Annotated in this window: 19 protein-coding genes; 9 read left to right on the forward strand and 10 right to left on the reverse strand. The window is 62.8% G+C overall.

Annotated features, from left to right (window positions below; genetic code table 11):
* Positions 1–93 precede the first annotated feature (93 nt).
* Positions 94–1,407, reverse strand: coding sequence for an outer membrane beta-barrel protein (locus B7449_RS02550; protein WP_039734069.1), 1,314 nt, complete (start codon positions 1,405–1,407; stop codon positions 94–96).
* 167 nt (positions 1,408–1,574) lie between these two features.
* Positions 1,575–2,540: a magnesium transporter CorA family protein gene (locus B7449_RS02555; protein ID WP_039734068.1), complete on the reverse strand. Its 966-nt coding sequence runs from the start codon at positions 2,538–2,540 to the stop codon at positions 1,575–1,577.
* Between the two features lie 195 nt (positions 2,541–2,735).
* Here B7449_RS02555 and trpB point away from each other — a divergent pair, with 195 nt between their 5' ends.
* The 4 genes from trpB (at position 2,736) to B7449_RS02575 (ending at position 7,230) form a co-directional block, all read left to right on the forward strand.
* Positions 2,736–3,965 (forward strand): tryptophan synthase subunit beta, encoded by a 1,230-nt coding sequence (trpB, locus tag B7449_RS02560; protein ID WP_039734151.1) that lies wholly within the window; start codon positions 2,736–2,738, stop codon positions 3,963–3,965.
* Positions 3,962–4,798: a tryptophan synthase subunit alpha gene (gene trpA, locus B7449_RS02565; protein WP_039734066.1), complete on the forward strand. Its 837-nt coding sequence runs from the start codon at positions 3,962–3,964 to the stop codon at positions 4,796–4,798. Before trpB ends, trpA begins: the two co-directional genes overlap by 4 nt.
* A gap of 217 nt (positions 4,799–5,015) precedes the next feature.
* Entirely contained in the window at positions 5,016–5,885 is an 870-nt protein-coding gene (gene accD / locus B7449_RS02570) for an acetyl-CoA carboxylase, carboxyltransferase subunit beta (protein WP_039734063.1), read from the forward strand.
* A gap of 22 nt (positions 5,886–5,907) precedes the next feature.
* Positions 5,908–7,230, forward strand: a complete 1,323-nt coding sequence (locus B7449_RS02575; protein ID WP_039734062.1) for a bifunctional folylpolyglutamate synthase/dihydrofolate synthase — start codon at positions 5,908–5,910, stop codon at positions 7,228–7,230.
* A 128-nt stretch (positions 7,231–7,358) separates the two neighbouring features.
* Here B7449_RS02575 and B7449_RS02580 read toward each other — a convergent pair whose 3' ends face one another.
* The 4 genes from B7449_RS02580 to B7449_RS02595 all read right to left on the reverse strand — a co-directional run bounded on the left by B7449_RS02580 (position 7,359) and on the right by B7449_RS02595 (position 10,714).
* Positions 7,359–8,774: a sugar porter family MFS transporter gene (locus tag B7449_RS02580; RefSeq protein WP_039734060.1), complete on the reverse strand. Its 1,416-nt coding sequence runs from the start codon at positions 8,772–8,774 to the stop codon at positions 7,359–7,361.
* Between the two features lie 43 nt (positions 8,775–8,817).
* On the reverse strand, positions 8,818–9,363 hold the full coding sequence (locus B7449_RS02585; RefSeq protein ID WP_235721277.1) for a hypothetical protein: 546 nt from the start codon (positions 9,361–9,363) through the stop codon (positions 8,818–8,820).
* Between the two features lie 61 nt (positions 9,364–9,424).
* Positions 9,425–9,928 (reverse strand): transcriptional repressor, encoded by a 504-nt coding sequence (locus tag B7449_RS02590; RefSeq protein WP_039734057.1) that lies wholly within the window; start codon positions 9,926–9,928, stop codon positions 9,425–9,427.
* Positions 9,929–10,219: 291 nt separating this feature from the next.
* Positions 10,220–10,714: a flavin reductase gene (locus B7449_RS02595; RefSeq protein WP_010513622.1), complete on the reverse strand. Its 495-nt coding sequence runs from the start codon at positions 10,712–10,714 to the stop codon at positions 10,220–10,222.
* Positions 10,715–10,836: 122 nt separating this feature from the next.
* On the opposite strand from B7449_RS02595, the gene B7449_RS02600 reads away from it, so the two are divergent.
* The 3 genes from B7449_RS02600 (at position 10,837) to B7449_RS02610 (ending at position 14,897) form a co-directional block, all read left to right on the forward strand.
* Complete coding sequence (locus B7449_RS02600) at positions 10,837–11,895, forward strand: enoyl-CoA hydratase/isomerase family protein (protein WP_039734056.1); 1,059 nt, start codon at positions 10,837–10,839, stop codon at positions 11,893–11,895.
* A gap of 28 nt (positions 11,896–11,923) precedes the next feature.
* Positions 11,924–13,354, forward strand: coding sequence for a protein adenylyltransferase SelO family protein (locus B7449_RS02605; protein ID WP_039734055.1), 1,431 nt, complete (start codon positions 11,924–11,926; stop codon positions 13,352–13,354).
* 64 nt (positions 13,355–13,418) lie between these two features.
* Positions 13,419–14,897 carry a sugar porter family MFS transporter gene (locus tag B7449_RS02610; protein ID WP_048883208.1) on the forward strand — a complete coding sequence of 493 codons (1,479 nt, stop codon included), beginning with the start codon at positions 13,419–13,421 and terminating at the stop codon, positions 14,895–14,897.
* 76 nt (positions 14,898–14,973) lie between these two features.
* On the opposite strand, the gene B7449_RS02615 is transcribed toward B7449_RS02610, so the two are convergent.
* A complete protein-coding gene (locus B7449_RS02615) occupies positions 14,974–16,971 on the reverse strand; it encodes a S9 family peptidase (RefSeq protein WP_039734040.1) in 1,998 nt (665 codons plus the stop codon).
* Here B7449_RS02615 and B7449_RS02620 point away from each other — a divergent pair.
* Entirely contained in the window at positions 16,970–17,737 is a 768-nt protein-coding gene (locus B7449_RS02620) for a DedA family protein (RefSeq protein WP_039734046.1), read from the forward strand. The two genes, B7449_RS02615 and B7449_RS02620, sit on opposite strands and share 2 nt — an antisense overlap.
* Entirely contained in the window at positions 17,734–18,675 is a 942-nt protein-coding gene (locus B7449_RS02625) for an oxidoreductase (protein WP_039734042.1), read from the forward strand. Before B7449_RS02620 ends, B7449_RS02625 begins: the two co-directional genes overlap by 4 nt.
* Positions 18,676–18,795: 120 nt before the next feature.
* Here the strand turns inward: B7449_RS02625 and trmB are convergent, their stop codons facing one another.
* From trmB to dapB, 3 genes are all read right to left on the reverse strand, one after another.
* Complete coding sequence (gene trmB / locus B7449_RS02630) at positions 18,796–19,500, reverse strand: tRNA (guanine(46)-N(7))-methyltransferase TrmB (protein ID WP_039733378.1); 705 nt, start codon at positions 19,498–19,500, stop codon at positions 18,796–18,798.
* Positions 19,501–19,731: 231 nt separating this feature from the next.
* Positions 19,732–20,919 (reverse strand): methionine adenosyltransferase, encoded by a 1,188-nt coding sequence (gene metK / locus B7449_RS02635; protein ID WP_039733377.1) that lies wholly within the window; start codon positions 20,917–20,919, stop codon positions 19,732–19,734.
* Positions 20,920–21,061: 142 nt separating this feature from the next.
* Positions 21,062–21,853 carry a 4-hydroxy-tetrahydrodipicolinate reductase gene (gene dapB, locus B7449_RS02640; RefSeq protein WP_039733376.1) on the reverse strand — a complete coding sequence of 264 codons (792 nt, stop codon included), beginning with the start codon at positions 21,851–21,853 and terminating at the stop codon, positions 21,062–21,064.
* Between the last annotated feature and the right edge of the window lie 141 nt (positions 21,854–21,994).

Raw genomic sequence — 21,994 nt, forward strand, 5'->3', positions numbered from 1 at the left:
ATTTCATGAAGCTTTGTGAAAAAAGGCTTCTCCAGAAACATCCTTGTGGCCTGCAGGATGGTTCACACGGGAAACGTATTGCATGCCCTGCGCTCAGAACCCGATGACGGCATCCCCGCCAAAGGTGAACATGCCATTGTTCCGGCCGCCATTGAAGGGCATGGTCCCGTTCAGTGCACGGTCAAAGCGGATTTCCGGGCGCAGCATGAACACGCCGATATGGTGACCCAGCTGCGGGCGATAGCTGACACCCAGCGTCATTTCGCCATACGTCGTGCCATGGCTGGAGGCCGATGGCCCCGGCACGACCGTCCCCCCCGTGCCAGCCAGCGCTTCCATGTAGGAATTGTTCCCCTGGAAGGTGGCAACCATGGCGTTGTTATTGTCGCGGTATATTTCCCCACGGTAATTGAAGGTCAGGTCACGGTTGATACGGTAGCTGAGGAAACTGACGAAGCTTTCCGCATCCACACCGGCAAACTGTCCCCGCGCGCCAATGCCGCGCGTGCCCTCGTCATGCAGGTAATTGAATTCCGCCGTCAGGTTCAGCCGGTCATTCACCTGGTAATAGGCGCTGATATCGTTCCAGAACCGCTGGGAATGATCGGCTTCATAATGGCCGATGGCGCGCCATGAATTTTCCGGCCCGACGCGACTCAGTTCCACGATGCGCAGCCTGCCGTGGGCCAGTTTGTTCAGGTTGAACCCGAAATATCCGGCTGGCGCACTGTTGTTGTCCGCATGCCCGAATGATGTCTGGTTGCCGGTATCAATACCGAACGTCACATCCACCATGGGTGTGACGTGCCAGTTGAACATGGCGCCCACATGCTGGAACGGCACGGAATATTCAGATGTATAGGCCAGCGTGTAGAAAGGCCGCGATGTCGGATCAAGCCCTTCCACCCCCATCGGGGCCTGCAGGATGCCCGCCTGCATGTCCAGCCCGCCACGCGTCAGCCATGGCAGGTGAACATCCATGTGCGCCTGCGCGGGAATCAGCTGGTACCGGGCGTTCCATTCCCGGTCACTGATGCCCAGCACCTGATAGTACCGCGCATCTGATCCGTACATGCCTTCCAGCGTAAAGCCGACCTGATATTTGTTTATGCTGGGGTCGATCGCCTTGTTCAGGGTGAATTCAGCCTGGTTAAGCTGGACCTGATTGGCATGGTCGGCAAGGAAGTCGCCATAGTTGTAACCCGGCTGGGGACGGGCGGGATTGGCCATGATCCCCCCTTCGATCTGCGCGCTCAGGGTAATGTCACCCAGCCACCGGGCAAGGCCCGTGCTGCTGTCATGCCGCAGGCCGGAAAAGACATGGACCTGCGCGCGCGCAATGGCGGGCAGACCGCACCACATGCTGGTGATGACCAGAAAACACCCCAGTTTACGGTTTGATTTCATGGTGGCCTTCCCCTCTCCCGGTCTACCCGGGCAGGCACTGACAGTCTGCGCGCGCTCCGGCGTTCATGAATTTTCTTTTATTTCGTTTTCCTCACCAATGAAACCTAAATCATTGAAATGATTCGATATTATAATAATTATGATACCGATATGTCAGGCAGGGCCACCTATTTTCCCAGCCACCCACGTCGCCAGAACCAGATCAGTGGCAGCACCACCGTCGCTGCCATAAGGGCAAGGGAATACCAGTACCCGTATTTCCAGTTCAGTTCCGGTATATCATGGAAGTTCATGCCGTAGATGCCCGCTACCAGCGTGGGAGCCACGCCAATAAAGCTGACCACGGTCAGGATCTTCATGCCATTATTCTGTTCGATGCTGATGAAGCCCAGCGTCGCATCCAGCAGGAACTGCACCTTGTTGGCGGTCTGGGACACGAAATCATTCAGCGAACGGATATCACGCCCCACCGTCGCCAGCCGCGCCTGCAGGTGGTCAGACAGGTCATGGCGCTTGTTCTCGCCCAGGAAAATGGAAATCCGTTCCAGCCCCAGCAGGCTGTCGCGCACGGATGAACTGAGGTCGCCCGACCGGCCCACCCGGCGCAGCATGTTGCGCAGCAGGGCGCCCGCCTGCGCCTGGCTTGGCTCCTCGGACTGGAACACGTCCTTTGACATGCCATCCAGCGCCTGCCCCAGATGTTCCAGAATATCGGCCAGCCGGTCCACGATGGCTTCCAGCAGCATGATCCCCGCTTCGTTGGAGACCAGAGGCGTCGCCTCGCCGGCCACCGCGCGCGCCACCACGTCAAACGCGCTGAACCCGGTATAGCGGATGGTCAGCAGCCTGCCGGGCATGAGCACGAACCCCACGGGGGATACGAAAAAGTCATCCGGCGTCTTGCGCACCAGCGGCGTGGACAGATAGACGCCATTACCTTCGGTAAAGAGACGTGACGAACTTTCGATCTCATCCAGCTGGGCGCGGGTGGGAACACGCAGGCCCGTTACTTCGGCAGCGAGGGCCTCCTCCTCCTCGGTGGGGTTGAGCAGGTCCAGCCACGCCGCACCGGCCGCATCCTCCGCAGTCGTAACGGTCCGGGCCGGGGCGCCGGGACGATGGGCGAGAAACATGGGCAGTCTTTCTTTGGTTCGGGTCGTTGTTCATCCATCATGTGACGGCAAACATGTCAAATCATGACATGCTCCACGATATGGCAGGGGCTGGTATTTTGCCGCCATCCGGTCCAGAACCGGCTGACAGGCGGCCAGGGACGGCTGCATGACGATACCATTGAGCCACGCACCTATTCTTGTGGAGTAGCGAAGTTGAGCGCAACAGACACACAGGCAGGCGCCAACAGCCTGCGCAGCGGGCCGGACGGTCGCGGCCGTTTCGGCATTTTCGGCGGCCGTTTCGTCGCTGAAACCCTGATGCCGCTCCTGCTGGAGCTGGATGGCGCATACAGGGCGGCACAGGCGGACCCCGAATTCCGGCGTGAACTGGATTATTACCTCAAGGACTATGTCGGCCGTCCCAGCCCGCTGTGGTTCGCACGCCGCATGACCGAAGAACTTGGCGGCGCCAAGATCTACATGAAGCGCGAGGAACTGAACCACACCGGTTCGCACAAGCTCAACAACGTCATGGGACAGATCCTGCTGGCCCGCCGCATGGGCCGTACCCGCATCGTGGCCGAAACGGGCGCGGGCCAGCATGGTGTCGCCACCGCGACCGTGTGCGCACTGTTTGGCATGAAATGCGCGATCTACATGGGCGCCACCGATGTCGAGCGCCAGAAGCCCAACGTGTTCCGCATGCGGCTGCTGGGCGCCGAGGTCGTGCCCGTCACGGCGGGCGCGGGCACGCTGAAGGACGCCATGAACGAAGCCATGCGCGACTGGGTGACCAACGTGCACGACACCTACTTCCTTGTCGGCACGGTGGCGGGGCCGCATCCCTATCCGCAGATGGTGCGTGATTTCCAGTCCATCATCGGCGTGGAGACAAAGGAACAGATCGTTGCCGCCGAAGGCCGCCTGCCCGATACGATCGTGGCGGCGATCGGTGGCGGGTCGAACGCCATGGGCATCTTCCATCCCTTCCTTGATGATCCCGAAGTCAGGCTGATCGGTGTCGAGGCCGCGGGCTGCGGTCTGGACAGCGGACGCACCGCCGCCTCCATCGAGCGCGGCAAGCCCGGCGTGCTGCACGGCAACCGTACCTACCTGCTGCAGGACGCGGACGGACAGATCACTGAAGCCCATTCCATCAGCGCGGGCCTCGACTACCCCGGCGTCGGCCCCGAACATTCATGGCTCAGTGACATCGGGCGCGCCGAATATGTGGGCGCGACCGACCAGGAGGCACTGGACGCCTTCCAGTTGTGCACCCGCACGGAAGGCATCATTCCCGCGCTGGAAAGCGCCCATGCCATTGCCTACGCCACGAAGATCGCGCCCGACATGGGCAAGGACCAGATCATCGTGGTCAATATTTCCGGCCGGGGGGACAAGGACATCTTCACCGTCGCCGAACACCTGGGAGTGAAACTGTGAGCCGCATCGCCCGCCGCTTCGCCACCCTGCGCCAGCAGGGACGTGGCGCCCTGATCCCCTATGTCGAAGCCTGCGATCCCGATTACGACACGTCTCTGGCCATCCTGCGCGGCATGCCTGCCGCCGGTGCGGACCTGATCGAGGTCGGCGTCCCCTTCTCCGACCCGTCAGCCGATGGCCCGACCATCCAGAAGGCAGCCCTGCGCGGCCTGAAGGGCGGTTCGACCATGAAGCGCGTGCTGGAAATGGTCGCAGCCTTCCGCGAAGGCGATGACGGGACCCCGATCATCCTGATGGGCTACACCAATCCCATCACGGCCTATGGTCCCGAACGCTTCTGCGTGGATGCGAAAGCAGCGGGCGTGGACGGGCTGATCGTCGTCGACATGCCGCCGGAGGAAGCCGACCTGCTGGCAGGCCCCGCCGCTACCGCCGGGCTGGACATCATCCGCCTTGTCGCCCCCACCACGCCCGATGACCGCCTGCCGGTCGTCTTCAATGGTGCATCGGGTTTTGTCTATTATGTCAGCATCACCGGGGTGACAGGCACGCGCACCGCCAGCACCGACGAACTGGCCCACGCCCTGCCCCGCCTGCGCCGGGCAACCGACCTGCCCATCGCCATCGGCTTTGGCATCCGCACGCCGGAACTTGCCGCAAACGCCGTAAGCGTGGCCGATGCTGCCGTCGTGGCGTCCGCCCTGCTCAACACGCTCGAGGCCACGCTTGATGCGGATGGAAAAGCGACAGCCAGAACCGTGCCTGCGGTTCTGGAACAGCTGCGCGGACTGGCCAATGCCGTGCATGCTGTAAGCAAACCTGTCTCAGAATAGTACATTGATAAGAAAGAAAAGTTTCTGAATGTCGCCTTTTTTCCAAAAGGCGGCGTTTTCTGAAGCTTTTTGAAAAAAGCTTCACCAGAAACTTTCTTTTGATTTACGGAGCGTTTCGCGGATGGTTTTCCCAAACGCCCCCTGCAATGACAATCTGGCCCAATCGTTCATCTGCCTGTATGGAACAGGCCTCCAGAAAGCTTAAGGGAGAGGCAACATGAGCTGGCTGACCGAATATGTCCGTCCCAAGATCCGCGGCCTGCTCAAGCGGGAAGTGCCGGACAACCTGTGGACCAACTGCGAATCGTGCGAGCAGATGATCCTGACCAAGGATCTGCGCAAGGCGATGAACGTGTGCCCGCATTGTGGCCACCACATGCGCGCAACCGTGCCCGAACGGCTGGAATGGACGTTTGATAACGGGGAATATACCCGCATCGAACTGCCCAGGGTGCCGGTTGACCCCCTCTCCTTCCGTGACCGCAAACGCTATACGGACCGGCTGAAGGATGAACGCGCCAAATCCCAGCTTGATGAATCCATGGCTGTGGCGCATGGGCAGATCGGCGGGCATAACGCGGTTGTCGCCGTCATGGCGTTCGAATTCATCGCGGGTACGATGGGTGCGGGATTGGGCGAGGCCTTTCTGGCCGCAGCCCGCCTTGCCATCCTGCAGCAGTCCCCGCTGATCGTCTTTACCGCATCCGGCGGCGCGCGCATGCAGGAAGGCATGATCAGCCTCATGCAGATGCCGCGCACCACGGTGGCGGTACAGATGCTGCGGGAAGCAGGACTGCCCTATTTCGTCGTGCTGACCAACCCGACCACGGGTGGCGTGTCCGCGTCCTTCGCCATGCTAGGGGATGTGCAGATTGCCGAACCCAATGCCCTGATCGGCTTTGCCGGGCAGCGCGTGATCGAGGACACCGTGCGCGAAAAGCTGCCCGAAGGCTTCCAGCGCGCGGAATACCTGCTGGAACACGGCATGCTGGACATGGTGGTCAAGCGCGGCGATCTGCCCGGCATGCTTGGACGGCTGATCGGCCAGCTCAACTACCGCCACATTGCGCCGCGGCCTGCGGCCTGATTTCCGGAAAAGAACGCCACGCATGAATGCCCCCACGCTTGGGCCGGAATTCGTTGGCCGGACAGGGCAGATACTCGAACGGCTGAACCGGCTGTATCCGACCCTGATCGACCTGTCACTGACCCGGCTGGAGACCCTGCTGGCGCGCCTCGGCCACCCGGAACGCCACCTGCCGCCCGTCGTGCATGTTGCGGGCACCAATGGCAAGGGCAGCACATGCGCGTTCATGCGCGCCGTGGCCGAAGCTGGCGGATGGCGGGTGCATGTCCTGACATCGCCACATCTGGTGCACGTGACGGAACGCTTCCGCATTGCGGGCCGGATCGTGACGGAAAGCGAACTGGCCAGCGTTCTGGAAGAAATCGAACAGGTCAATGCCGGCGCACCCATTACGGTGTTCGAGGTACTGACGGCTGCGGGTTTCATGCTGTTTTCGCGCCACCCCGCCGACCTTGCGATTGTCGAGGTCGGGCTGGGCGGGCGGTGTGACGCCACCAATGTGCTGCGCCACCCGGTCGCCTGCGCGATCACGGCCATTTCCATGGATCACGAAGCGTTCCTTGGCGACACGCTGGGCGCGATCGCGGGGGAGAAGGCCGGTATCATCAAACCCGGCGTTCCCGTCACCACGGGCCGCCAGCCTGCGGAGGTCATGGCCCCCCTGACCCGCACGGCGCATGAACAGGGCAGCCCGCTGTGGCGGCGGGACCATGAATGGTCCATCACGCCCGCCCCGGATGGCGCCAGCCTGCGGTATCATGACCGTCATGGCACGCTGGACCTGCCGCTGCCCGGCCTGCGTGGGGCACACCAGATTGACAATGCGGGCCTTGCCATCGCCACGCTGCGGGCCAGTGGGCTGCCCCTGCCACAGCAGGCATGGGCGGGTATCGCCCACGCCCGCTGGCCCGCGCGGATGCAGCGCCTGTCCGGCCATCTGGCGGCACTGCTGCCGCCGGGTTGGGAGCTGTGGCTGGATGGCGGCCATAACCCCGGCGCGGGCGAAGTGCTGGCGCAGGTCATGGATGAATGGACGGACCGTCCCACCCATCTGATCATCGGCATGAAGCAGACCAAGGACGCCACCGGCTTCCTGACGCCCCTGCTGCCCCGTGCCGCCTCCATTCAGGCCGTGGCGGAAAAGAACCAGCATCTGGCCCAGCCGGTGGCCGACATTATCGCCGCCGCCGGTGGCCGGGCGACGGCAGGCCCCACCCTGCATGATGCGCTGACGCACCTTGCGCCAGCGGCAGGGCCGGATGCCGCCCCTGCCCGCGTCATCATATGCGGAAGCCTGTATCTGGCAGGTGTCGCGCTGCAGCTTGATGGCTGGCAGCCCGACTGACAGGTAATATCCGTATCGTTTCCGGGCGCCGCCTTTTTCAGCAAAGGCGACATTCCCTGACGCTATCTGTAAAAGGCTTCACCAAAAAACCCGCCCTATTCACAGGGCGGGTGCATGGTGGCCGTGTCCTACCTGCCGTCAGGCAGCGGTTCGCCCTGGCCGATCTCACGCAGGGGCAGGCCCGCCATGAGCCGCTGCTCGATCTTTTCCAGTGACATGTCCCGTGTCTCCGGAATGAAGCGCCATGTCACCACCACGAAAATCAGGTTGAACCCGGCAAACAGCCAGAAAGTCGGCCCGTTGCCCATCCACTGCAGCAGTGACAGGAAACTTGCCCCCACGATCATGTTGGCGATCCAGTTGGTCAGCGTGGAGATGGAAATGCCAAGGTCGCGCCCCTGTAGCGGCTGCACCTCCGAACACAGGACCCAGATCAGGGGCCCGGCGGACATGGCAAAGCCGGAAATGTAGATCAGCAGCATGAAGACCGAGATGATCTGTTCCGTCTGCCCCAGGTTGGGCCGGTTCAGCATGAAACCAAGACAGCCCATGCCCACGGCCATGATGACGAAGCCGGTGTACAGAATGGGCTTGCGCCCCCACCGGTCCACCAGACCAATGGCGATAAAGGTGGCCAGCATGTTCACCAGCCCCACCATGGCGGTGCACCACAGCTGGGCCGGGCCGATATAACCGGCCAGCGCGAAGATCTTGGGCGCGTAGTACATCACCACATTCACGCCAGCGAGCTGCTGCATGACCTGCAGCGTCATGCCCAGGAAGATGGAGCGGCGGAAATTGCTGTTGTGGCGCAGCAGGCTCCAGCCGCGCTGCTTCTGCTGCAACTGGCGGCTGATGTTCTGGATTTCCTGCATGGCGGCACTTCGGTCATCACGCAGGTCCACCAGCACGTCCAGCGCTTCCTTGCGCCGGCCACGCATCATGAGCCAGCGCGGGCTGTAGGGCAGGAACAGCACCCCGATCAGGAACAGCAGCCCCGGCACGGCGGCTATGGCGAACATGCCGCGCCAGTTGCCGGAATAGCTGAACATCGTATTGCTGAGGAACGCGATGAAGATCCCGGCCGTAATCATGAGCTGATAGGTCGAGATCATGGCGCCACGCGCCTGTTCGCTGGCGATTTCGGACAGATACAGGGGGGCGGTGAATGCCGCCACCCCGATCGCCAGCCCCATGATCAGCCGTCCCACGATCATGGACGGGATCGACCACGCCAACGCGCAGGCCAGCGATCCCGCCACGAACACCGCCGCCCCCACCAGCAACGCATGCTTGCGCCCGATCTGGTGCGACATCCAGCCACCACACAGGGACCCCACGGCGGCCCCCCCCATCATGGCGCTGACAATCCATTCCTGCTGCACGGTGGAGGCATGGAACGTCTGGGCCAGCAGGTCCAGCGCACCGGATATGACCCCGATATCCAGCCCGGCCATAAGGCCGGCAAGTGCGGCAAGACAGCCAATGATGAGAGTACGCAGCCGTGCCGTATCGAATCCGTTCGCTGCGGGCTGATTTTCCATGAAAGCCGGTCCTTTGATCTTTTTCTTGTTGCCGGTGATCAGATTATTCCGACCGGGCAATCCCGGTCAGCAGAAAGAACGATACACCATATCTTCGCGTCCGGTCAGGATCATGTTCCAGCAGCTCATCGATTACAAATCGTTTTACCCTGAGAACGACCGGCATATCCGCTGTATGCCCTGCCGGATCGTCCGATTCCATGATTTCCATCATATTTGCAAGCCATGGCGGCACGCCGGGACGCTCCGTCAGCACCAGTGGCGCGCGGGGAGAAAATACGATGGTGCCACGCGCCTGTATCGTTTCCAGATCCGCCTGCGTGGTCACATGGTACAGATAGGCATCAGCCCCCTCGCCCGCCCGCAGGTGACGCACGTCCACCCGCGTCAGGCCGATCGCCACGGTATCGAGATAGGTCAGGGCATGCGCGATACCGGGAAGGGGTGCGGCAAACAGGTCCGGCTGCGGCCCGGCCACGGGCGCGGCAGATGGCGCATCCCCGCGCTGCCGCGCCTTCCCAGGCTTCCGACTGCGCATGAGGGACGCAAAGGGCAGTTCCGCCATCCGGCCTTTTCGGCGTTGCGCCATGTCCGTGCCCCATCAGTGACCGACAGATGCCGTTACGACCCGTTGTGGTAAATACAGGCCATCAGGCGCATGCGGCGCACACGCCCTCCGCCTCTATGGTGGTCTGGCGGACGGAAAACCCGCGCGCGCGCGTCACATCCAGCAGCGCCTGAAGGACAGGGGGATCATCCAGTTCCGTCACGCGCCCGCATTTGCTGCAGATCAGGAACTGCGCCGCATGGACATGGCCGTGGCTACGGCAGTCATGGCCGGATTCCAGCATGTGCCGGCACCCGACAAAGGCGGACAGGCGTTCGATCTTGTGAATCAGCCCCTGTTCCATAAGGAAGTCCAGCGCCCGGTAGACCGTGGGCGGCGCCACCGGCCTGCCACGGCTTGTACGGATCTGTTCCAGCAGGTCATAGGCCCCAAGCGGGCGGTCCGCCGCCAGCACCAGCCCCAGTACCAGCCTGCGGATATCCGTCAGCCTGACGGCGCGCGCCACACACATGGCCGCCGCCTGGTCAAGCAGGGGGTCCACCCCGTCGGGCAAACCTGTTCCGGCCGTCTGTATCGTGCGGGCCACTGCTGGTGCTCCTGTATCCGGTTGCCGGCATGGCCCCGGTGCGCCCGCATGCCTCCGGGCCGGGGTCAGTCCGGCAGGTGATCCGCCCACATGGCCATAAACGCCATGAAAAGGGCAAGGCCAGCATGTATCCAGATCAGTCCGCGCAGCGTCAAGACAGGAACCCTGTCCCGCATGCCTGCCCTGTCGGGCGAGTTCCCCACCATGCCACCATCCCCCTGCCTGCTGGTCCATCCGGCCCGTCATGCCGCAAAAGGCTGGATTTTTCCTTAACCCTGCGCAGGTTGCCGCCTATTCGCCATCCTCGTGAGGCAGCATATGGTAGGTGCGGTTGAAATAGACCAGTCCACCACGCGGGCTGCTGTTGCGCAGGCTCTCCACCGCGCCGAACATGACGCTGTGGGTACCCACTTCCACGATCCGCTCGATCCGGCAGTCCAGCGACAGCACCGCCTCGGCCAGAACGGGCGCGCCGGTGGTCAGCGTGTCCCAATGCCCGCTGCGGAAGCGTTCGGCCTGTTCCAGTGGGCTGGCGAATACGCCCGATATGTCCTGCTGGTCGGCGGCAAGGACGTTGATGCACATGGCGGCATCCACACGGAACCGGTCGCGCACCCGTGAATTGCGGTTCAGGCAGACCAGGACGGTTGGCGGCGTATCGGTGACCGAACACACGGCGGATGCCGTAAAACCCGCCGGGTCATCAAGTGTTCCGGTCGTAACCACATTTACCGCCGCGCCAAGTCGCGCCATGGCGTTGCGAAAGGTGAGGGCGTCAATCCCCATGGTGCTCCTGCCTTGGTAGCTGTTGCATGCCAGTAGTCCGCACGCAGCCGTGACGCCGGACGATAGCGGGGGTAGCGCATTCTGTAGCGGTTGAACACAGCAAACAGCACCAGGGAAACACCATGGATACCGGATTGATCGATATACGCCATACCGGCCGGCTGGGCCGCATCACGCTCAACAGGCCCGCGGCACTGAACGCCCTGAACATGGACATGCTGGAGCGCATTGACGCCTGCCTGCGCGCGTGGCGTGACGACGGGGCGGTCGAAACCGTGCTGATCGACAGCGCCAGCCCGCGCGCCTTCTGCGCGGGCGGCGACATCCGCGCCATACGCGACCGGCTGGCAACACAAGGTCTTGAGGCCGGGGCCATGCCCTTCCGGCGCAGCTACCGCCTTGCCGCCACCCTCGCAGGGTATCCAAAGCCGGTCGTGTCCTTCATGGATGGCATCGCCATGGGTGGCGGGATCGGGCTGGGTGGCCATGTCCGGTACCGGATCGTGACCGAACGCGCCGTCCTTGCCATGCCGGAAACAGCCATTGCGCTCACGCCGGATGCAGGCGGGTCCTACCTGCTGTCCCGCGCGCCCGGGCTGAGCGGACTGCGCCTTGCACTGACGGGGGGACGGATGAACGCGACAATGGCGCTGGATGCGGGATTTGCCGACCGGATGGCCCATTCCACCACGCTGGATGCCATAAGACAGGCGCTGACCCACACACCTGCGGGCCGGGTCATGGACAGCCTGCCGCCATGTCCCCCGATGGCAGGGGGCCCGGACACGGCAGCCATTGCAACCGTCTATGATGCACCGGACATGCCCGAACTGCTACGCAGGCTGCAGGCGCATCAGGCCGACTGGGCACGTGACGATCTGGCGGCGATGGCGCGCGCCTGTCCGTTTTCGCTGTGCCTTACACTGGCGGCCTACCATGCCGCCCGCGTCCTACCGGATCTGGACCATGTGCTGGAGCAGGAATTCCAGCTGGTCTGCCACCTGCTGCTGCGTCCCGATTTTGCCGAGGGCGTACGCGCCCGCCTGATTGACAAGGATAATGCCCCGGACTGGAGACCCGGATGCGTTGACGCAGTTTCCCCGCATGAAATTGCAGCCTGCCTGCATGATCATGCCTGTTCGCCCCTGGGCCTGATCACCGCCGGGCCGGACAGGCGATAATTTATTATCACACATAAAGTATATGCAAATGCCATTTTCTGACCGTTACATTCCCCTGACCCATCACAGCAGGCTGGGGGATGAATTCTATGATGCGGTGCAGGCCGCCACCTTCCCCGCGCACATCCTGCGCTACCGGAATGATGACGTCTCACCACGCATCGGGCTGGATACGCTTGGTGACGCGGAATGGGTGCGCCATTTCGGATATTTCGATCCCCTGCCCGGTTCGCTGCCGCAGCCACTGGCCCTGCGCTATCACGGCCATCAGTTCCGGGCGTACAACCCCGACCTGGGGGACGGGCGGGGATTCCTGTTCGCGCAGCTTGAGGACAGCGTGGACCGGCGCGTGCTGGATATCGGCACCAAGGGCAGTGGCACCACGCCATGGTCGCGCGGTGGCGATGGCCGCCTGACGCTGAAGGGGGGCGTGCGCGAAATCCTGGCCAGCGAACGGCTGGATGCCGCAGGCGTCCGGACCTCGCGCACGCTAAGTGTGGTGGAAACGGGGGAAAACCTGCACCGTGGCGACGAACCATCCCCCACGCGGTCATGCGTTCTGGCGCGGCTGAGCCATTCCCATATCCGTATCGGCACGTTCCAGCGCCTTGTCGCCCATGAGGACCGCGCCAGCCTGACCCGGCTGGTGGAGTACGTGATCGAAACCTATTACCCTGACCTCGCCAGCGCCACTGATCCTGCCGCCGCCCTGTATGACGCCGCCACGACCCGTATTGCCGAAATGACCGCGCAGTGGATGGCGGCCGGCTTCGTGCATGGGGTGCTCAACACCGATAACATCAACATTACCGGCGAAAGTTTCGATTACGGGCCATGGCGGTTCGCGCCCACGTTCAACCCGACCTTCACCGCCGCCTATTTCGATCATTCCGGCCTGTATGCCTATGGCCGCCAGCCCGAGGCGATGATGTGGAATGTGGCCAGGCTGGGGGAATGCCTGCTTTCCCTTTCCACGCTTGAGAACATCCAAAGTATTTTTGATGACTTCTGGGAACGATATGAACGTTTTCTTGATATTTCAGTGCTTAATCGACTTGGCCTGAAAGAGATATCAAGAAAATCGTCCACCAGTCTGCGTGAATGTCTTTTTTCTTTCATGGATGAAAGCCAGATTGGGTTTGAATTTCCATTTTTTGACTGGTATGGTGGCGAACAGAGCCAGAAACGTGCCGTAACAGGACCGCGTGGAGACTTTTATGCGCAGGACAGTTTCAGCCCTCTGCACGACCGGATCATGCGCCATGAACCGGCACCGGGCGTCGATCTGTCACAGCCGTATTTCCACAATGGAATCGCGTGCGTGATGTCTGTCGAAACGGTGGAAGCCATCTGGCAGCCCATCGCGACGGCCGATGACTGGTCCCGCCTGCATGATGCCCTGCGTCAGGTCGCCAGCATGAAAGCCGCCGTGCAGACCCATGCCCCCGGGGACGGTTGACCCCGCCCCGGGAACCCGGCCGTTACGGATGAATTATAAGAAGAAGGAAGGAAAAGGCACCCGCATGAATAACCAGACCCCACCAGCACACCCCACGCCAGAGGCAACGGAACCGTTGCCCGACATGTCCCAGATCGAGATTTCCCCCAACGCACGCAAGACCTTATGGCTCGCAGCCATCGTGGCCGCAATCTGCGGCGGCCTCTATGGTTACGATACCGGGATCGTCTCGGGGGCGCTGCTGCTGATCACGCATGATTTCCACCTCAGCAGCTTCTATCAGGAAATGGTGGCCTCCGCCATTCTGGCTGGCGCCGTGATGGGATCACTGCTGACCGGGTGGATGTCCGAACATTATGGGCGCCGCAAGTCCATCATGATCGTGACGGCCATTTTCGTGCTGGGCGCGCTGGCCTGCGCCTTCTCGCCCGATGTCTATACGCTGATCATTTCGCGCGTGTTCCTGGGGCTGGCGGTTGGCGGGTCCACGCAGGTGGTGCCCATGTACATCTCGGAACTGGCGCCAGCGCACAAGCGCGGGCACATGGTCACGATGTTCAACATCGCCATCGGCATCGGCATCTTCGCCGCCAACATCATCGGCTTTGCCGCGCGTGATGCATGGGGCTGGCGGCCAATGGTGGCGATCGCCGCCATTCCTGCCGCCGTCGTGTTCATTTCCATGTTCTTCCTGCCCAAAAGCCCGCGCTGGGCGGCGGAACATGAAAGCCTTGATTCCGCGCTGGAGCAGCTGCAGCGCATCCGTACCTCCGAACGCGACATCCGCCGCGAAATGCGCCGCATCCACGCCAATGCGAACGAGGAAACCGACCCGCGCGACATCGGCTGGCGCGGCCTGCGCCAGCCATGGGTGCGCCCGGCCCTTGTGGCCGCCCTTGGCGTCGCCTTCTTCACGCAGGCGGGCGGGCTGGAAATGATGATCTATTACGCGCCCACCTTCCTGTCGGATGCGGGGTTTGGCAGCTCATCCGCGCTTATGGCCAGCATCGGCATCTCGATCATCTATCTGGTCATGACCGTGCTGGGGTCGAACATTGTCGACCGCATCGGTCGCCGCAGGCTTGTGCTGGTCATGGGACCGGGCAGCGTGCTCAGCCTGATCGGCCTTGGCATCATGTTCCTGCTGCACCCGCAGCCGGGCAGCATGGGCAGCTGGCTGATCATTGCCTTCATGCTGCTGTTCATGGTGTTCAACGCCGGTGGCATCCAGGTCGTGGGCTGGCTGCTGGGGGCGGAAATGTTCCCGCTGTCCATGCGTGGCAACGCCACCAGCCTGCATTCAGCCATGCTGTGGGGCAGCGACCTGCTGGTGACCAGCACGGCGCTGACGCTGGTGACCAAGATCACGCTGGGCGGCACGATGTGGTTCTACGCCGGGGTAAACCTGCTGTCGGTCCTGTTCGTGTATTTCATGGTGCCTGAAACGCGCGGGGCCTCGCTGGAAGACATCGAGGACGCACTGCGCGAAGGCCGCTTCCGCCCGACACGCGGCAATACCGCCATTGTCGAGGAAGAAGAATAACATCCGGCACTACCGGATACAGGCGGCACCATTAAAAAACGGGCGTCCCGGCCAGGGGCGCCCGTTTTGCGTTTTCTTATGCGTGGGTCGGTTGCGGGTCAGCAATCAGGTCCACGTGCAGGGCAGGGGAGACGGGCAACCTGAGCACCTGCTGGTAGAATGCCAGTTCCAGTTCCCATGCCTGCCGTATGGTGGATTCCTGCCGGAAGCCATGGCCTTCGCCCTCAAACTCGTACAATGCGCAGGGCACCCCGCGCCCGCGCAGGGCGGCGACCATGGACCGTGCCTGCGCGGGTGGCACCACCCGGTCATCCAGTCCCTGCAGAAACAGGACAGGCACCCGGATATCCGCCACCTGTGTTATGGGCGAACGGGCCAGATAGGTTGCTTCATCCGCAGGGTAGGGACCAACCAGCGTATCCAGATAACGTGATTCAAACTTGTGCGTATCCTGTGCCAGCGCCCGCAGGTCGGTCACGCCATACAGGCTGGTGCCAGCCGCGAACAGGCTGGAACGCGCCAGCGCCAGCAGTACCGTCAGGCCACCCGCGCTGCTGCCCCGTGTGACGATGCGGGCCGGGTCAACCTGTCCGGTCGTGGCAAGGTACTGGCAGGCGGCAATGCAGTCATCCACGTCCACCACGCCCCACTGCCGTTCCAGCCGCTGCCGGTAGGCGCGGCCAAAACCGGTTGAACCGCCATAATTGACATCAACCACGGCAAACCCCCGGCTGGTCCACCACTGCACCTTGAATGAAAAGGCGGGATTGGCGCGGCCGGTCGGCCCCCCATGGGCGACAACGACCAGCGGTGGCCTTTCGCCATCCGGCCCGCGATACCGGGCATTGGCGGGGGCATAGAAAAAGGCGTGTCCGGTGCCCTTGCCATCGGGCAGGGGAAAATGGATCGGGGCAGGGCGGGCGATGTCGGCTGCCGCCAGCGGCAGTTCCGTTGCCCGCCGCAGCACCTGTGGCGCATGCCCCGGCAGGCCGCGCACAACCGCCGCCGCGTTATCAGATGGCGCATCCAGCCACGCAAACCCGTCCCCTTCCACCGGAACGGGACAGCCGGACGGGTGACCAAGATCCAGCGGCGTCACCATGCCATCACGGATGGAAACCATCCGGGTATCGCCATCGTTGATGACCATGGCGAGGATGCTGCCATCCGCCAGCGGCACGTAACTGCGCAGGCCGAACACCCAGTGGGGCTGGCCGATTTCGGCTTCCATGGGGGCAAGCGCCACGGGGGGGGAGGACGTCGTATCAAACCGGTAAAGATTCCACCATCCGCTGCGATCAGACAGCGCCAGCAGCCGCCCCGCCGTATCCCAGCAGGGTTCAATGACCGATTCCATCTGTCCATCATCGCCAGCGGCAGTCCACGGGGCGGCGAGGCGCGGCGGATCATCGCCTTCCTGCAGCAGGGTGGCGACACGCAGGCGCGTCGCATCCCACGGCATGGCGGGATGGTCCCATTCGATCCATGCCATATACCGTCCATCGGGCGAGGGACGGGGAGAAGACAGGAAATCCGGCCCCATGACCAGCGGCGTCCCCCCGTTGAACGCGGGATCCACCGTGGCCGTGCAGTCCAGCACCACGATGGCGGCGGCAGGTTCCTCGTCTTCCGCGCGGTGGTCTTCACGCACGCAGAACACGAAGCGTCCGTCGGGGCTGAATGTCAGGTCGGCATACCACAGCCCCGCCCCGGTCGAGAGGCAGCGCGGCGTCTCCCCCTCCACCAGCCACAGGCTGCCGTCGCGGCGGTTGCTGAACGCAATGACACCCTGACACACCGCATAGGCACCGCCGCCATATTCATGCACCCGGGTACCGACATCAAACGGGGCGGGGGTCACGTCATCCACCTGTCCCGCACGGGCACGGACCAGTACGCGCCGTCCCCCTTCTGCCGGGCGGCCTTCGATCCAGTAAATGTCACGCCCGTCCACCCGCACATCCGACAGGGAAACCGTCTTCCCCGCCACAAGTGCTGCGCTGACGGGTGAGGGCCATGTGCCATAGGGGCGCACCTCGGTGCCTGTCGTGGCGCTGGTGCTGGACTGGGTCATGTTCTTGCTCCTGCCATTTGTGCGTGACAATGGTATCGGAATTGCACACACCGCGTTTTACGCTCTGTCGTCCATACCCTACATACTCTTTTTATTTGTGACAGGTAGTCCGCTGCTTCAGCATCTTGAACATCTTTTCCAGCATTACGGCTATGGCGTGATTGGCGTCATTGTCATGCTGGAAAGCATGGGTATTCCCCTGCCGGCGGAAACCCTGGTCATTTCGGCCTCGATCTACTGCGCCACCACCCACCGGCTGGATATTGCATGGGTGGCGACGGCCGCGATCGTGGGCGCGATTACAGGGGACAACCTTGGCTACCTGATCGGACGCTGGCTTGGGTATCCGCTGCTGGAACGCCATGGGCCCAAGGTGGGACTGACACTGCGACGCCTCCAGACCGGCCGCTATCTGTTCGGACGGTATGGGGGGATCATCGTCTGCGCGGGACGGTTCCTTGCCATCCTGCGTGTATTCGTGGCCCTTCTGGCGGGGGCCAACCATATGCCGTGGTCCAGGTTTCTGGTGTACAATGCGCTGGGCGGCACGATATGGGCCGGTGGATATGCCTATGCCGCCTATTATCTGGGCCACAGGATCACACGCATTTCCGGCCCGATGGGCATGGCCGTCGCTACGGTAGGCGGAATTGTGATGGTATGCGCCATCATGTTCCTGCGTCGGCATGAAGCACGCCTGACGGCGCAGGTGGAAGCCGCAGCCCTGAAGGAAATGCACCAACCCAAGGAACAGGCGGACACATGACCAGACACTGGACCATTCGGCAGGCCCCGCGCATGGACGGACGCCTTGCCCTTGTCACCGGGGCCACTGGTGGCCTTGGCTACCAGACTGCCCTTGGCCTGGCGTCACGCGGGGCCCGGGTCATCCTGACGGGGCGCAATCCGGACAAGGGGCTGGCCGCGCTGACGCGCCTGCAGCTTGACGCGCCGGGGGCAGATGCCACGTTCCGGCTGCTTGATGTCTCTAGCCTTGAATCAATCGCGACCTTTGCCCATGCACTGGCGGGGGAAACCGACAGGCTGGACGTTCTGGTCAACAACGCGGGCGTCATGGGCACGCCGCACCGCATGGAAACGCGCGACGGCTTCGAGATGCAGTTTGGCACCAATTTCCTTGGTCCCTTTGCGCTGACAGCCCGCCTGCGTCCCCTGTTATGCGCAGTCCCGCACGGTGGCCGGGTGGTGACGGTGGCAAGTCTGGCCGCCCTGACGGGGCAGATCGTATTTGACGACCTGCAGGCCCGTCGCCGTTATGCCCCTTTCCGCGCCTACCGGCAAAGCAAGCTGGCGGACCTGATCCTGGCGCTGGAACTGGACCGTCAGACCCGCACGCACGGCTGGCCGCTACATTCCATTGCCGCCCATCCCGGCTGGGCCAGAACCGATATCGCGACCAGCAGGCTGAATACGGAACAGGGGCTGCAGGAACGACTGACCCGTATCGGCGCGGTCTGGGCGTTCCGCCTTATGGGGCAGTCCGCAGCCCACGGCGCGCTGCCCATCGAATTCGCCGCCATGGCGCCAGAAGCCCGCGATGGTGGCTATTACGGCCCGAGCGGACAGGGCGAACGCCGGGGACATGTCACCGACGCCTTCGTTCCGGCCGCCGCACGCGACCTGACCATTGCGCGACGGCTGTGGCAGGTGGCGGAGCGGCTGACCGGCACATCTCTGTCATAGATGGAAAAGAATAAAAGTCTTTTGGATGCCACCTTTAAAAAAAGGCGGCGTTCCCTGAAGCTTTTTGAAAAAAGCTTCACCAAAAACTTTTTCCTTATTGGCTGATTGCTGAATAGCCGCCTAGCGGCGGACGAAGGTCCAGTACAATGGCTGGCGGCCTGCTTTCAGCGCCTTGGCTTCGTAGCGGGTAGGAGGCCAGCCTTCGGGACGAAGCGTTGCGGGCGGTGCCGTTTCAAACAGATCCTGCGCGCCCATCACTTCCTCAACCCATGCCTGATAGGTCGGGTCATCACTGGCCACACGCCAGACCGCACCCGGCCGCAGGATACGGGCGGCCTGCTTCACCGTTTCGGGGTGGACAAAACGCCGCTTTGCATGGCGCGACTTGGGCCACGGATCAGGAAACATGAGAAACAGGCGGTCAATGGACGCATCGGGCAGGCCGCGCAGCAGGATGCGGGCATCTTCATCCCATATCCGCAACATGTCGGGGACAGGGGCAGTTGCCTCCCCATCGTCTGGCACGACACGGGACAGCAGGGAACACAGCCCGTTTTCAAAGACTTCGCACGCGATATAACCGACATCCGGATGGGCGGCATGCTGGGCCAGGGAATGTTCACCGCCGCCAAAACCGACTTCCAGCCATATCTGCGCCGGCCTGTGGCCGAAACCGGCCGCCGGGTCCGCAATGGCGGATTCCGGGAACCGCATCCGGGGCAATGTCTGGTCCAGAAGCCGCTGCTGGCGGGGACGCAGCGGATGGCCGCGCTGACGCCCGTAAAGCCGGTCAGGAGATGCCTTTACATCCACAGAGGCCGTCATATGTCCGAAAATCCTGCTCCTGCTGCCGCGTGGTGCACGCCGCACGGCATGATTACCCCATCGGGGCGGGGGAAAACACAGCGGGGGCCGCCATGACCGGCTTTTGCAAGCAGCCATGACAAGCCCCCGATGGGCTCCGGCCCGTATATAGGCCAAAGCAGGCGGAAGAATGAACCCGCCAGAACGCCGCCTTTCCGAAAAAAGGCGGCGTCCAGAAACTTTTACTGTCTTTTAGCGGTTGAAGGCACCGCGCAGGGCACCGACCAGATCGGTCTGTTCCCACGTGAAATCGTCCTTCGCCGCATCCGGCATGCGACCAAAGTGGCCGTAGGCGGAGGTCTGGGTATAGATCGGACGGTTCAGGCGCAGGTGCTTGCGGATGCCGCGCGGGGACAGATCCATGACCTCACGCAGCACGCGGCCCAGCTTTTCCTCATCCACGTCCTTGCCCGTGCCATCCAGGTCAACATAGACCGACAGCGGATGGGACACGCCAATGGCATAGGAAATCTGCAGCGTGCAGCGATCAGCAAGGCCAGCCGCCACAACGTTCTTCGCCAGGTAGCGGCAGGCATAGGCCGCCGAACGGTCAACCTTCGTCGGATCCTTGCCCGAGAACGCGCCACCGCCATGCGGCGCCGCACCGCCATAGGTGTCCACGATGATCTTGCGCCCCGTCAGGCCGCAGTCACCATCCGGCCCGCCGATGACGAAGACACCGGTGGGGTTGACGTAGAATTCATCTTCCGGCGGCATCCAGCCTTCCGGCAGGACATCACGCACGATGCTGCCCAGTTCCTCACGGATGGTGGCCTGACTGGCCCCTTCAACGTGCTGGGTGGAAATCACGACGGAGGTGGCGCCAACGGGCTTGCCATCGACATAGCGCAGGGTGACCTGGCTCTTGGCGTCCGGCTGCAGGGCGGCGGCACGCGGGTCGCCGGCCTTACGCAGGTCACGCACACGGTGCAGGATATCATGCGCGTAGAACAGCGGCGCAGGCATCAGGCTTTCGGTTTCACGCGTGGCGAAACCGAACATGATGCCCTGATCGCCAGCGCCCTCGTCCTTTTCACCGGCGCTGTCCACGCCCACGGCAATATCAGCGGACTGTGCGTGAAGGTAGTATTCCACCTCGGCATTGCGCCATGAGAAACCGGCCTGATCGTAGCCAATGTCCTTCACCGCGTCGCGCGCACCCTGAATCAGCAGGTCGGGGGTGACGGAAGCCGGACCACGGACTTCACCCGCAAGGATGATGCGGTTGGTGGTGACCATCGTTTCACACGCAACGCGCGATTCACCGTCTGCCGTCAGGAATGCATCGAGAACGGTATCACTGATCCGGTCGGCGACCTTGTCGGGATGCCCTTCGGATACCGATTCCGATGTAAACAGAAAATCGCCTTTATTACGCATGATGGTCCTGTCTGCCTCGTGTGGAGTAGAATAACGCCTGCGAAACCGGGCGTACGATCGCATGCGTTTGACCGAAACAGGACCAAGCGTCAAGCCATTTCCCTGAATACCACCATCCCATGCCACACCCCGGCATGCCGGGTTACGCGGGGCGGTCCAGCCCCAGCACGTCTTCCATATCATAAAGACCGGACGCACGCCCGGACAGCCATCGCGCCGCCCGGACCGCGCCGGTGGCATAGACCCGGCGGTCAAAAGACCGGTGGGTCAGGCTGATCTGTTCATGCCCCGATGTGAAAATGACCGAGTGTTCGCCCACGATCTGCCCGCCACGCAGGGCGGCAAAGCCGATCGCCCCATTCGCGCGCGGGCCGGTATGCCCGTCACGACCACTTTCGATATGATCTTCCAGCCTGACACCACGGCCTGCGGCCACCGCGCGGCCCATGGCCAGCGCCGTGCCCGACGGGGCATCGACCTTCTGCCGGTGATGCATCTCCAGAATTTCGGCATCATATTCACTGCCGGGCAGGACGGCGGCCATCTGCCGCGCCAGTCGGGTGACCAGCGTGACACCGGGGGAGAAATTGGCGGCCTGCACCACCGCGATCTTCTGCGCCGCCGCATCAACCGCCTGCTGCTGCGCCGGGGACAGCCCCGTCGTGCCCAGCACCCACGCGGTGCCGGTTTCAGACAGTGCCGCTGCATGCGCAGCAACCATATCGGCATGGGTGAAATCAATCACGACATCACAATGACGCGCCAGTTCGGCAATATCGGCATGAACGCGACATTCGATACCCGCGACCTTCTGCCCATCACGTGTCGTGCCACCAGCCAGAATGGCGCCACCGGCAGGCACTTCTTCAGCCAGCAGGCGACCCACGCGCCCGTTCAGGCCCGCGATCCCGATACGCAATGACTGCGCGTTCATTGAGTTTTCTCCACCAGTGTCCAGATATAGAAATAGCGGCGCGACCGGGGGATCGCGCCGCCTGGGCCTATTCATGGTGCAAGTTGGGGGGGATTCACCATGAATAGTGCCACGACCCTACACCTGAATAATCTGTCATTT

Source organism: Komagataeibacter intermedius TF2 (genome assembly GCF_000964425.1).
Lineage (GTDB): Bacteria > Pseudomonadota > Alphaproteobacteria > Acetobacterales > Acetobacteraceae > Komagataeibacter > Komagataeibacter intermedius.